The sequence below is a fragment of the Companilactobacillus halodurans genome (assembly GCF_009600995.1).
Lineage (GTDB): Bacteria > Bacillota > Bacilli > Lactobacillales > Lactobacillaceae > Companilactobacillus > Companilactobacillus halodurans.
In genome coordinates, this window is record NZ_VDFO01000031.1 from 1 (window position 1) to 12,490 (window position 12,490).

Annotated in this window: 12 protein-coding genes; 10 read left to right on the forward strand and 2 right to left on the reverse strand. The window is 35.8% G+C overall.

Annotated features, from left to right (window positions below):
* Window positions 1–221 precede the first annotated feature (221 nt).
* On the forward strand, window positions 222–1,250 hold the full coding sequence (locus tag FHL05_RS08620) for a lipoate--protein ligase (protein WP_153384656.1): 1,029 nt from the start codon (window positions 222–224) through the stop codon (window positions 1,248–1,250).
* A 64-nt stretch (window positions 1,251–1,314) separates the two neighbouring features.
* On the opposite strand, the gene FHL05_RS08625 is transcribed toward FHL05_RS08620, so the two are convergent.
* Window positions 1,315–1,503 carry a hypothetical protein gene (locus tag FHL05_RS08625; protein ID WP_153384655.1) on the reverse strand — a complete coding sequence of 63 codons (189 nt, stop codon included), beginning with the start codon at window positions 1,501–1,503 and terminating at the stop codon, window positions 1,315–1,317.
* A gap of 431 nt (window positions 1,504–1,934) precedes the next feature.
* Here FHL05_RS08625 and FHL05_RS08630 point away from each other — a divergent pair, with 431 nt between their 5' ends.
* Window positions 1,935–2,525: a hypothetical protein gene (locus FHL05_RS08630; RefSeq protein WP_153384654.1), complete on the forward strand. Its 591-nt coding sequence runs from the start codon at window positions 1,935–1,937 to the stop codon at window positions 2,523–2,525.
* A gap of 27 nt (window positions 2,526–2,552) precedes the next feature.
* On the opposite strand, the gene FHL05_RS08635 is transcribed toward FHL05_RS08630, so the two are convergent.
* Window positions 2,553–2,900, reverse strand: a complete 348-nt coding sequence (locus tag FHL05_RS08635) for a hypothetical protein (RefSeq protein ID WP_153384653.1) — start codon at window positions 2,898–2,900, stop codon at window positions 2,553–2,555.
* 121 nt (window positions 2,901–3,021) lie between these two features.
* Here FHL05_RS08635 and FHL05_RS08640 point away from each other — a divergent pair, with 121 nt between their 5' ends.
* The 8 genes from FHL05_RS08640 (at window position 3,022) to FHL05_RS08675 (ending at window position 12,489) form a co-directional block, all read left to right on the forward strand.
* Entirely contained in the window at window positions 3,022–3,225 is a 204-nt protein-coding gene (locus FHL05_RS08640; RefSeq protein WP_153384652.1) for a hypothetical protein, read from the forward strand.
* A gap of 174 nt (window positions 3,226–3,399) precedes the next feature.
* Window positions 3,400–4,692, forward strand: coding sequence for a GTPase HflX (gene hflX / locus FHL05_RS08645; protein WP_153384651.1), 1,293 nt, complete (start codon window positions 3,400–3,402; stop codon window positions 4,690–4,692).
* Between the two features lie 140 nt (window positions 4,693–4,832).
* Window positions 4,833–6,467: a peptide ABC transporter substrate-binding protein gene (locus FHL05_RS08650; protein WP_153384650.1), complete on the forward strand. Its 1,635-nt coding sequence runs from the start codon at window positions 4,833–4,835 to the stop codon at window positions 6,465–6,467.
* A 23-nt stretch (window positions 6,468–6,490) separates the two neighbouring features.
* Window positions 6,491–7,423: an oligopeptide ABC transporter permease gene (opp3b, locus tag FHL05_RS08655; RefSeq protein ID WP_153384649.1), complete on the forward strand. Its 933-nt coding sequence runs from the start codon at window positions 6,491–6,493 to the stop codon at window positions 7,421–7,423.
* Complete coding sequence (locus FHL05_RS08660) at window positions 7,423–8,448, forward strand: ABC transporter permease (protein ID WP_153384648.1); 1,026 nt, start codon at window positions 7,423–7,425, stop codon at window positions 8,446–8,448. The genes opp3b and FHL05_RS08660 overlap by 1 nt, the downstream gene beginning before the upstream one ends.
* 16 nt (window positions 8,449–8,464) lie before the next feature.
* Window positions 8,465–9,511, forward strand: a complete 1,047-nt coding sequence (locus FHL05_RS08665) for an ABC transporter ATP-binding protein (RefSeq protein WP_153384647.1) — start codon at window positions 8,465–8,467, stop codon at window positions 9,509–9,511.
* Window positions 9,511–10,437, forward strand: a complete 927-nt coding sequence (locus FHL05_RS08670; RefSeq protein ID WP_153384646.1) for an ABC transporter ATP-binding protein — start codon at window positions 9,511–9,513, stop codon at window positions 10,435–10,437. Before FHL05_RS08665 ends, FHL05_RS08670 begins: the two co-directional genes overlap by 1 nt.
* A 1,539-nt stretch (window positions 10,438–11,976) precedes the next feature.
* Entirely contained in the window at window positions 11,977–12,489 is a 513-nt protein-coding gene (locus tag FHL05_RS08675; protein ID WP_153384645.1) for a YagU family protein, read from the forward strand.
* The last annotated feature ends 1 nt before the right edge of the window (window position 12,490 follow it).

The window sequence follows — 12,490 nt, forward strand, 5'->3', positions numbered from 1 at the left end:
TTAAACTACAAAACTCCACGGGAACTATTCACTAGTTTCTGTGGAGTTTAGAAATGTACTTTTCTGGTACTGATATATTTCGTATTTATTTTTGGACAAGTGGCTAACTTGTTCTTGTAATTTTCGAATCATTAATTTGCATCAAATACGGGAAATAGTCTTTATTCAATCATATGAAAGGGATTACAATTGACTTAGTTAAAGAAGAAGGAGTGAAGTTTATGTTTTTTATCGATACATCTAGAAACAACAAACCAGTTTACAATGCCATTGTTAACCAATCTTTAGATAACTATTTGGTCAATGATTTACGTTTGCCAGGTCATGGACTGATTCTTTATATCAACAATCCATCCGTAATTATCGGCGTTAACCAAAATGCTTATGCTGAAGTTAACTTCCCTTATCTTAAGAAAAATAAGATTCAATTAGTCAGAAGAACTTCTGGCGGTGGCGCTGTTTATCACGATTATGGCAACTTTATTTTTGAAAATATCGTGATTGGCGACGATGAACATTTTGGCGATTACGCTTATTTTGCTAAACCAATTATTGACGCTTTGCATGACATGGGGGCCACAGGTGTCGAAATGCGTGGTAGAAATGACATTGTCGTTGATGGCAAGAAATTCTCTGGTATGACAATGTTTAAAGTGGGTGATTCATATGCTGCCGGTGGCACATTAATGTTTGACCTCGATATGGAAACTGCTAGCAAGGTTCTCACGCCTGAACAAGATAAGTTGGAATCTAAAGGTGTTAAATCTGTCAATAAGCGAATTACTAACATCAAACCATATCTCGACGAACCCTTCAAAAGCATGTCAGCTAATGACTTCAAAGTTGAACTCTTAAAACGTATCTATCACGTTGACAAGTTATCAGATATTGAAACTTATACCTTGAATGATAAGGACTGGGATATTATTTATTCTCGTTTGGAAGATAAATATGATACTGACGCTTGGAATTATGGTAAGAACCCTGGATTCACCAATTATGTTTCTAAACACTTTGATATCGGAACAGTAGCTTTTAACTTCTCATTAAAAGATAATAAAATTTCCGATGTAAAAATCTACGGTGATTTCATTACCGGTGGCGATATCAGTTTGATTGAAAAAGCTCTTGTCGGTGCCGAATTTGATAAGGATAATTTGGTCAAAGCCTTGTCTTCAGTTGATTTGGCAGCTAATTTAGGTAAGATTGAGCCTGAAACTTTGGCTGATCTTTTATTATCAAAGAAATAAAATTTTTTGGAATACAAAATAATAGCTATGGTAATTACGGATAATTTACCATAGCTATTTTTATTTAACGAATCAAAAAAGCTCCTGCCACAAGAAAAATGATTCCTAATATCAAAGAGAAATAAACTCCATAAAAGACATAAGGTTGGGGATTCTTAACATTTTTCTTGATATTGTAATAAGTTTTTCTAGCGACATATATTTGATATATTCCCATTAGAATAACGATGATTCCAATCAATTCCACAACCATGATATCAGCCCCTTACCATTATCATAGTATAATCTTATCAAATCCATTTAAAAATAATATCAAAACCAACGAAAATAAATAATAATCCAAAAAGCGAGCCATACCAAATTGAAAACTGAATAAATTTAGGAATCCTTTTTTGTGGCGTTGCTTTAATTTTGTAAAGTGATTTACCAGTCAGAAAAATTTGAATACATCCTAAAACAAATAATATTAAAGCGATGAAATATGCCATACTAATCACTACTTTCATAAATAATTTTGCTATTCACATCATAATGATTTTAATGATAATTCCCTACCTAAATGTCTTCAAAATATAGCTTTACCCATAGACAAATTGTCAGGATGATTTTATGACTGTTTTCATCAAAAAATGCTAAAGTCAAATTGCAAAATAAATAGATTAGTAAAGAAAGAACAGATTTCTTATGTTGAGCTTTGGAAAAAAAGTCAATTATCGACCATTACTAGTTAGCCTAAGCCTCGCCTTCATTATCGGCCTGCTATTTAAAATAAATCTATCGTTGAGATCAGGAATAGAAATAGGAACGATTGTTTTCCTATTAGTCTTCTTAGGACATTACCTATTAATTTTACCGATTATCTTCAATTACTGGGATTCCCAAAAAGAAAACATTCGTTATAGCGATAACAAAACGATAAGAACACGCCTAGCTGTCATGTTCTACCCCAGACATCTGCGTCTAAAAGAAATAGCCAAAAATGATATCGTGGCCATCACACTACTTGGATTACCACAAAAAAGCTCTAATCCCAGAAATGACCCAACGGTCTCTGAAGAAACTGGCCTGTTATACAACTTAACTTTATTGATTAATCAACCAATTAAGATTAGATTAACTCTCCGTAATAAAACTGTTGTCGACTTGGATTTATCGAACGACTATGTTAATCGACCAGAAAAAACCTTAGGTAAATTAAATATTTTTTTAAATAGCTTTAATCCTCAACTAATTCATCTCACCACTGAAACCAGAGAATTTTTACATTCTAAATAATTATTGTGCAAACAAAAAATACTCCCTTTATAATTTAAAGGAAGCATTTTTTGAACTAAGGATATCTATTAATGAATAAGCTGTTTCAAAACTAGTCGTTCGTTTAGAAATTTGAACGATGACTTTCCAAAGACGCTTTGTATAATCATTGAAAACTAAATCATCAGCTTGAGCTTGATTTATTTTTTTTATTATTTGCTCAACTTCTTTGTCAAATAATGAACCGCGATATTGTTTATCACGCATTTCACGAACCTTATCTTCAAGATACCTACTAGTCTCCTGATTGATATTAGATTCATTGATTTGCTTAGTAAATGAGAGCTCGAATTCAGTTAACAGAGTCAACATTAGTTTTTGTTTAGAATAATCCATTTGTATTTTCACCCGTATATTAATATAACTGATTTTCTTAATAATAGATACCATTTTTGTATGATTATCTAGTGTATAATTAAGCGTATACACTTTTTATTAAATATTTGGAGATTATGATATGAACAAACAATTCTACAAAAGTATCAATTTTTGGTATGCTATCGCCATGTTGATAGTTGGCTTGATTTTTATTGACCATTCTACCAAATCCACTTGGATTTTGATTGATGCAATTTTCATTATTGCTGCTATCGTTTTCTTTTTATTGAGTCTCTTTAGAAAACCCAAACCTAAGAAGAAAAACCAAAGACCTCTTTTATAGAAAATTTCACTTTCTACTATTATATAGCGTGAATTTTGCTTCCATGTTATTATTTAGACAGTTTATGAAAGGATGGTATTAGAATCATGCGCTTAAAAGCAAATATCATTACACTTATTAAATAATACAAAGGCATTATTAACCCTGGGGTAAATAGTGCCACCAGGAGGATTTATGACTGAATCTAAATTAACATATGAAAAAACTCGTGTCATCGTCGCTGGAGTTAGCCACTTACAGCCTGACTTCGAATATACGATGCAAGAATTGGCTGCTCTAGTTGAAGCAAACAACATGGAAGTAGCTGATACAATCACTCAAAATGCCGACAGCGTTAGTGGTGCAACTTACTTTGGTTCTGGTAAAGTTAGTGAAATCAAAGAAATTGCCAACGCCGACGACGTTTCAATCATCGTTTTAAATGATGAATTGACACCTTCACAAATTAGAAATCTTGAAAAAGAAACTAAATTAAGTTTCATGGACCGAACCGAATTGATCCTCCAAGTTTTCTCCAATCGTGCTCAAACGAAACAAGCCAAACTTCAAGTTGAAATTGCTAAGTTGCAATATCAGCTACCTAGAATTCACCCTTCAGGTAACCCATTGGATCAGCAATCTGCTTCCGGTGGACTCGCTAACCGTGGTGCTGGTGAATCAAAACTAGAACTCGACAGACGTGTCATTAGAAATCGAATCACTGCTCTACGTAACGACCTTAAAACGGTCGACAAGACAGTTGATGTTCAAAGCAGACGTCGAACTAATACTTCCTTACCGCTAGTTTCCTTAGTTGGATATACGAATGCTGGTAAGTCGACGACAATGAACGGTATCTTGAATTTTAATAAAGACGATTCTAATGATCGAAAAGTCTTTGAAAAGAATATGCTTTTTGCTACGCTTGATACCAGCGTTCGACGCATCGACCTTGAAGATAATACCAGCTTTCTACTTTCCGATACTGTTGGTTTCGTCAGCAAATTGCCACATAATTTAGTTGAATCATTTAAGACGACCTTAAAAGAAGCTAAAGATGCTGACTTATTGATTCAAGTAATCGATGTCAGTGATGAACATTGGAAGAATATGTTGGAAGTTACTGAAAAGACATTGAAAGAAATTGGCGTCATCGACAAACCAATGATCTATGCTTTCAATAAAGCTGATTTGAAGCCAGGACAAAAGTTCCCAGCTATCGAAGGCGACAATATCTATTACTCAGCCATTGACAAATCGTCAATCGAAAAATTAGTTTACTTAATCAAACAAAAGATTTTTGTCAATTATAAAAAGACCGAATTATTGATTCCTTACAGCGATCAAAAAATAACTGATGAAATCCTTAAAAACTCCCAAGTTATCAAGAAAGACTTCACGAATGATGGTTCTTTGATCACAGCTAATCTAAGTAAGACAGAATTAGAAAAATTTAATAAATATATCCAAGCAGAGATATCTGATTAACAGATATTTCTGTTTTTTTTTGCATTTTAAGCCATATTGTATTATTATTTTATAAACATTAGATTTTTTCTAATTAAGGGCTATTGATTTTAATATTCATTAGTGTATTCTAAGAATAATTATTTTAGGGAGGTTAAACAATGAAATTTAAGAAGTATTTACTTGCATTGTTACCAATATTTCTATTCGCATTAGTGCTAAATGGCTGTGGTTCTTCTTCTGAAAAAGATAGTAAAAGTACCCTCTCCATTAGTTCTAGCGATGTTATCGCAACAATGGATTCATCAATGAACACCGATGTTATTGGTGCTCAAAACTTAACCAACACTATGGAAGGTCTTTACAGATACGATGGTAAAACCTTAAAACCGGCCATAGCTAAGAAAGTCGTTAAGCCAACTAATGGTGGGAAAACTTACACTTTCAATTTGAGACACACAAAGTGGTCTAACGGAAAACCTGTTACTGCTAGTGATTTCGTCTATGCATGGCGCAGAACAGTCGATCCTAAGACAGCTTCACAATATGCTTACATTTATACCGGTATTAAAAATGCCGACAAGATCAATGCTGGTAAGAAGCCTGTAAATACTTTAGGAATCAAAGCTTTGGGAAAATATAAACTCCAAGTAACTTTGGAAGATGCGATTCCTTATTTCAATACTTTGATGGCTAGTTCTACTTTTTACCCACAATACAAACCATCAGTTGAAAAAGCTGGTAAGCAATATGGTCTAAAGAGTAAGGGCATGGTCTTCAATGGACCATTCAAATTAGTTAACTGGTCTGTTTCTGACAACAGTTGGACTGAAGTTAAGAATAATTCTTACTGGAATGCCAAAGCTGTTTCACTAAAGAAAGTTAAATACTACGTCGTTAAGGATGCCAACACTGGTCTCAACCTCTACGATGCCAATAGAATCAACCGTCTTGAAAAGCTAAGCGGGGATACCGCACGTCAAGTTTCAAATTACAAGACTTTCTCCTTGGATAAACAAACAGGAAACTTCTATCTTGAGTTTAACCAAAAGAAATACAAGTTCTTCCGCAATGCCAAGATCAGACAAGCCATTTCAATGGCTATCAATCGTAAGCAATTAACGAATAACGTTCTTGGTAAGACTGGTGGTATTGAACATACGATCGTTCCAGTTGGTATGTCATACAACCCTAAGACTAACGTTGATTTCACGAAAGAAAAGACGCTTCAATCTTCAAGTAAATACACTGAATACAATCCTAAAGAAGCCAAAAAGCTTTGGAAGGAAGGAATCAAGGAAACTGGTCAAAAGAACCTCAACTTTACTCTTTTAGGTGATGATACTGACGGTTCTAAGAAACAAAATGAATTCCTTCAAGGTCAACTTGAAAAGAATCTACCAGGTCTAAATATTACCTTATCTAATGTGCCATTTAAGTCTCGTCTAGATAAATCTTCATCTGGTCAATTTGATATTGTTGTTACTGGTTGGAACGCCGATTATCCAGATCCTGTTACATTCTTGGATATCTTTACAAGCGACAACTCACAAAATAATGGTAAATATTCTAATCCAGAATACGATGCCTTAATCAACAAATCTAAGACAACTGATGCAACTGATGAAAATGCTAGATGGCAAGATCTTTTGGACGCAACGAAGATTTTAACTGAGGACCAAGGAGCTGTTCCTTTGTATCAGTCATATCAAGCTAACTTAACTAGATCTAATATTAAGAATTACACAATGACACCAAATGGTAGTTATAACCTTGTTACCGTCTTTAAAAAATAATCAAAGGTGAGGGAGATTAAATAATGACTAAGTATATTCTCAGAAGAATCTTTTATTTATTCTTGACCCTTTTCATTATTGCGACGATTACCTTCTTCCTAATGAAGATGCTTCCTGGTACTCCGTTCTCTAACCAGAACCGGATGTCAGCGGAACAACTAAAAATCGTTAAAGCACAATATGGATTGGATCAATCAGTATTTGTTCAATACGTTCGTTATATCGGTGGTCTATTGCAAGGAAATCTTGGTACTTCCTTCCAATTCAATAACGAACCTGTAACTTTATTAATCGGTCAAAGACTTGCTCCATCAATGCAAATTGGTGCTCAAGCTATGGTCGTTGGTACTATCGGTGGTATCTTGCTCGGTGCTATCGCTGCTATTCGTAAAAACACATGGGTTGATACATTCGCAACATTTATCTCAATTTTAGGATTATCAATTCCATCTTTCGTTCTAGCTGTTCTACTTCAGTTCTACCTAGCTTACAAATGGAAGATCTACCCAGTAGCATTGTGGGATAACTTCCAATCAAGTGTTCTACCAACATTAGCTCTAGCGGCCTTGCCGTTAGGTACTGTTGCTCGATTCATGAGAACCGAAATGGTCGATGTTATGAGTAGTGATTACATCGAACTAGCCAAATCAAAGGGTAATTCCAGTTGGAATGTTGTTGCAAAACACGCTTTACGTAACTCTTTGATTCCAGTTGTCACAATCATCGGTCCAATGGCCGTTTCCGTTATGACTGGTTCCATGGTTGTTGAGAATATCTTCTCAATTCCTGGTATTGGTGAACAATTCGTTAAATCAATCACCACAAATGACTACCCTACTATCATGGGGCTAACAATCTTCTATTCATTCTTATTAATCATAGTTTACTTGATCGTCGATATCCTTTACGGTTTGATCGATCCAAGAATTAGACTAGGAAATGGAGGTAAAGAATAATGGAACAGATTCCTCAAATTCCTAAGGAAAAATTTAAATTAGTACACAATGACAACAACAAAGAGCAAGAAAAAATTGGTACTCCTTCACTGACTTACATGCAAGATGTTCGTCGTCGTTTATTCAAGAATAAAGTTGCGGTCGTTTGTTTGACCCTACTTTCAATCATTCTTTTAGTTTCCATCTTTGCCCCAATCATTGCACCTTATAATCCTAATGCTCAACAAGTTACCATGTCTAACTTGCCTCCAAAGTTGGGTAACCTGAATATCCCTGGTATGAATGGTTATCAAAATATGGGTGGTCACATGGTCGATGCTTATAAGCAAGCCGGAGTTTCTGGTAGTGAAGTTCACATCCTCGGTACTGATTACTTAGGGCGTGATCTCCTATCTAGAATCATTTATGGTACAAGACTTTCACTAGTCGTTGCTATTTTAGCTACTTTAGTTGACCTTCTAATCGGGGTACCTTATGGTATCGTTTCTGGTTGGAAAGGCGGCAAAACTGATACATTCATGCAACGTATCGTTGAAATCGTTTCTTCAATCCCTAACTTGATCGTTGTTATCTTGATGATGATTATCTTAAAGCCAGGACTTACTTCAATCGTTATTGCGATTGCTATTACTGGTTGGGTCACGATGGCTCGTCTGATTCGGGCGCAGACTTTCCAATTGAAAGAGCAAGAATATATCTTAGCTGCACGGACACTTGGTGAATCCTCAACTAAGATTGCTACTAAGCACTTGATTCCAAACCTTTCATCAACAATTATTATTCAAACAATGTTTACAATTCCGAATGCCATTTTCTTTGAAGCTTTCCTAAGTTTCATTGGTATTGGTATTCCAGCACCAAACGCATCATTAGGTACACTTTTATCAGATGGTCAAAAAGCCTTCAGATTCTTACCATATCAAATGTGGGCTCCAGCTATTATCTTGAGTATTATCATGATTGCCACTAACCTTCTTGGTGATGGTTTACGTGATGCCTTTGACCCACAATCATCAGAACACTAACTAAGGAGAAATCGCAATGGATAAAATTCTAGAAGTAAAAGATTTGCATGTAGACTTTGATACCTATAACGGTGTTGTTCATGCTATCCGTGGTGTTAACTTCCATTTAAACGCCGGTGAAACCTTAGCTATCGTTGGTGAATCTGGTTCTGGTAAGTCCATCACAGTTCGTTCAATCATTCAATTACTCGCATCAAACGCTACTATCTCAAAAGGAGAGGTCCTCTATCACGGAGATGACCTCTTGCAAGAAAGCGAAAAGGAAATGGACAAGATTCGTGGAAACAAAATTTCCATGATTTTCCAAGACCCAATGACTTCGCTTGATCCAACTATGACAATTGGTAAACAAGTTGCTGAACCTCTATTGATTCACAACGAAGTTTCCAAAAAGGATGCACTGAAACGTGCTGAAGAAGTTTTACGCTTGGTAGGTATTCCTAATCCTAAAGCTAGAATGAAAGACTACCCTCACCAATTTTCAGGTGGACAAAGACAACGTATCGTTATCGCAATCGCAATCGTTGACTACCCTGAAATCCTCATTGCCGATGAACCAACAACAGCCTTGGATGTTACTGTTCAAGCTGAAATCATCGACTTATTAAGAGAATTGCAACAAAAAATCGGTACTTCAATCATCTTCATCACCCACGACTTGGGTGTTGTTGCCGGAATTGCTGACCGTGTCGCAGTTATGTACGCCGGACGCTTTGTCGAATATGGTTCGATAAATGATGTCTTCTACAATCCTCAACACCCTTACACATGGGGCTTATTGGATTCAATGCCAACACTTGATACGAATGAAGATGCTCGCTTGAATTCAATTCCTGGTACTCCACCAAACTTATTGAATCCACCAAAGGGAGATGCCTTTGCACCTCGTAATGCTTATGCGATGGAAATTGATGAGGAACAACAACCACCATTTTTCAAAGTATCTAAAAATCATTACGCTGCAACCTGGCTATTGCATCCCAACGCACCAAAAGTTACCCCACCAGCCGGCATTCTCAACCGCTACGCAAAATTTAAGAAATTAGGAGGCAATGCGAAATAATGGCAGATGAAAGAGAAGTAATCGTATCCGTTAAAAATCTCAAACAGTATTTCAATATTGGCAAACCTAATGAAGTTAAGGCCGTTGATGATGTATCCTTTGATATCTACAAAGGTGAAACTTTTGGACTAGTTGGTGAATCTGGTTCCGGTAAGAGTACTACTGGTCGTAGTATCATCCGACTTTACAATCCAACTGATGGCCACATCTTCTTCAATGGTCAAGACATTAGTAAAATCAAAACTCATGGTCCAAAGATGAAGGAATTCCGTCGTGAAATGCAGATGATTTTCCAAGATCCTTATGCTTCATTAAATCCTAGAATGAAAGTTAAGGACATCATTGCCGAAGGACTCGACGTTCACGGTCTAGTAAAAAATGAACAAGAACGTGACCAAAGAGTCCGTGAATTACTCGACGAAGTTAACCTGAATCCAGAACACATGACTCGTTATCCGTATGAATTTTCTGGTGGTCAAAGACAACGTATCGGAATCGCCCGTGCCTTAGCCGTTAACCCCCAATTCATCATCGCCGATGAACCAATCTCAGCACTTGATGTTTCGATTCAAGCTCAAGTAGTTAACTTGATGCAAGACATTCAAAAACAACAAAACCTGACCTACCTCTTCATCGCCCACGATTTGTCCATGGTTAAGTACATCAGTGACCGTATCGCCGTTATGTATCGAGGAAAGATAGTTGAACTAGCAGGCTCAAACGAAATCTACAAAAATCCATTACATCCCTACACACAAAGTCTACTATCAGCCATCCCTGTCCCCGATCCAGAAGTCGAAAAGAAACGGACAAGAATCAGTTTTGATCACAAGAACCACTTTCAAGATGATCAAAGATTACAAGAAGTATTACCTGGACATTTCTTGTATTGTAATGATGAAAAAGCAGCAAGCTTTAAAAAATAGAGAGCGAAAGACAACGCTTAGGACTTGAGGATTATCTGGGCTCTGGAAATTACTCACGTACTTTGTGAGTGGTTTACAGAGCCTGGATAACCGCAGAGTCCTGTTGTCTGTAGCTCGTTTCAATCAGAGAGTGGAAGAAGGGCGTTTAATTCTCGGAGGATAGCCTAGCTTCACGAATTGCTCGCGTACTTTGCGAGTGATTTGGGAAGCGTAGCTATCTGGAGAGAATTGCCCTTCTGCAGCTCGTTTTAGTTAGAGAGTGGAGAGCAACGCTTAGATTCTGAGCATTTGCCTAACTTCACGAATTGCTCACGTACTTTGTGAGTGATTTGGGAAGTGTAGCAAAGCGCAAGAATCTGTTGCTCGCAACTCGTTTCAGTAAACCAATAAAGCATAAAAGCGAAACCTCCCACTTCACTTTTATGCTTTACGCACCATTCTCCAAAGAACCACATACACACACGAAAAAAATCCCCAAAAAATAACGCATAACCACGTTATTCGCATTACACAACACACATCGAAGAATCCAAAATCCAAAAAAATATTATTTCATAACTCACAAGTAAAAGAGCTAGCCAATTGGCTAGCTCTTTTCATATTATTTGTAATTTTCATAGGCTTTTCTTCTTTCTTTTTAAATTCTATATATCATCTTAGGGGGAGGAGATATATGAAAAAATTCATGTTATTAAGTTTTATTATCTATTGTTTTATTTATAGTCATCGAGTCACCTCTTGTTGCTTGACTATGCTTATATAATAACGGGAATTTATGAATATACCATTTGGAAAATTAGAAAGAAATAGTAATTAATTGTGAAGAAATATTATTCTTATTTCCATGAGCAAATTTCTAAATCCCGTCAAAACAATACACAATAGAACTTAATAACTTTTATATTTACTGACACAACTAAAAAGAGCCTACCGGGGAAGTAGGTTCTTTTCATTTTTGTGATATTTATTTAGGGGGAATAAATATCAAATTGTTTTTAGGAAATTAACTTTTATATCTTAGGGGGGAGATAATCAAAGTTTTTCATTTATGTATATTTTATAAGGGGATTAAACTTTTTTAAAAATAGAGTATTTATTTATAAGGGTTTATTTCTATTCATGTGTAAAGTGAGTTATTTAAGAAAATAATTTTTACAGGGAATTTCCAATTTCATTCGGTCACTTCTTTCAAAAGTATCTGTTGTTATAAATTTTAAGGGGATTAATATTCATTCATAGTTTAAGTTATTTATTTTAAAGGTTTGTTTCTTTGAAAAGCGTTTGGTTCGTCCATCCGGTCACCTCTTTGCTTCTTTGTTTTTGACTATGCTTAAATAATAACGGGAATTTATGAATATACAGTTCCCAAAGTACGAATTAATTTATAACAATATATGAAGAATTTGTGACCATGTAATCCCTATCACCCCTCTTTTGAAAACAATCAGCTCTAATAAGACTAATTACCTGAATTCGATTTCTAGCTGATTTATAATTTAATAGAAATATTAATTATTAAATAGAAGAGAGGATTTGAGTATGAAATTAACTAAGAGTCAAAAAGTCGATTTGAAAGCTGCTTTAATTGCTGGTACTGCTGCCGGTATTTTTTCAGGTTTCGTTAAATTAGGTTGGGAAAATGTCTTGCCACCACGTACACCAGAACGTGATGCCGTTAACCCTCCACAAACATTATTAGAACAATTCGGTATTCCACAAAAGATCACTCGAGGTACATATACTTATTCTCATCAACAAATGCCTTGGGCAAGTTTTCTCATGCACTTTGGCTTCTCAACTTCCTTTGCTATCATTTATGAAGTTTTAGCCCAATACAAACCATTCATTAGAAAGGGTTCTGGAGCTATCTTTGGACTAGCAATCTGGGTTGCCTTTCACATCGGAATCATGCCAATGATGAAGACTGTACCTAGTCCTAAGGATCAACCAACTGAGGAACACATTTCAGAAGCTCTCGGCCATATCGCTTGGATGTGGACAAACGACATCGTTGGACGTGAACTTTACCGTCGTTTGACTGAACAAAAATAGG

Coding starts and splice junctions, on each gene's coding strand:
- FHL05_RS08650 (WP_153384650.1), top strand. CDS start 4,833: ATGAAATTTAAGAAGTATTTACTTGCATTGTTACCAATATTTCTATTC.
- FHL05_RS08625 (WP_153384655.1), bottom strand. CDS start 1,503: ATGGTTGTGGAATTGATTGGAATCATCGTTATTCTAATGGGAATATAT.
- opp3b (WP_153384649.1), top strand. CDS start 6,491: ATGACTAAGTATATTCTCAGAAGAATCTTTTATTTATTCTTGACCCTT.
- FHL05_RS08665 (WP_153384647.1), top strand. CDS start 8,465: ATGGATAAAATTCTAGAAGTAAAAGATTTGCATGTAGACTTTGATACC.
- FHL05_RS08660 (WP_153384648.1), top strand. CDS start 7,423: ATGGAACAGATTCCTCAAATTCCTAAGGAAAAATTTAAATTAGTACAC.
- FHL05_RS08635 (WP_153384653.1), bottom strand. CDS start 2,900: ATGGATTATTCTAAACAAAAACTAATGTTGACTCTGTTAACTGAATTC.
- FHL05_RS08675 (WP_153384645.1), top strand. CDS start 11,977: ATGAAATTAACTAAGAGTCAAAAAGTCGATTTGAAAGCTGCTTTAATT.
- FHL05_RS08670 (WP_153384646.1), top strand. CDS start 9,511: ATGGCAGATGAAAGAGAAGTAATCGTATCCGTTAAAAATCTCAAACAG.
- FHL05_RS08640 (WP_153384652.1), top strand. CDS start 3,022: ATGAACAAACAATTCTACAAAAGTATCAATTTTTGGTATGCTATCGCC.
- FHL05_RS08630 (WP_153384654.1), top strand. CDS start 1,935: ATGTTGAGCTTTGGAAAAAAAGTCAATTATCGACCATTACTAGTTAGC.
- FHL05_RS08620 (WP_153384656.1), top strand. CDS start 222: ATGTTTTTTATCGATACATCTAGAAACAACAAACCAGTTTACAATGCC.
- hflX (WP_153384651.1), top strand. CDS start 3,400: ATGACTGAATCTAAATTAACATATGAAAAAACTCGTGTCATCGTCGCT.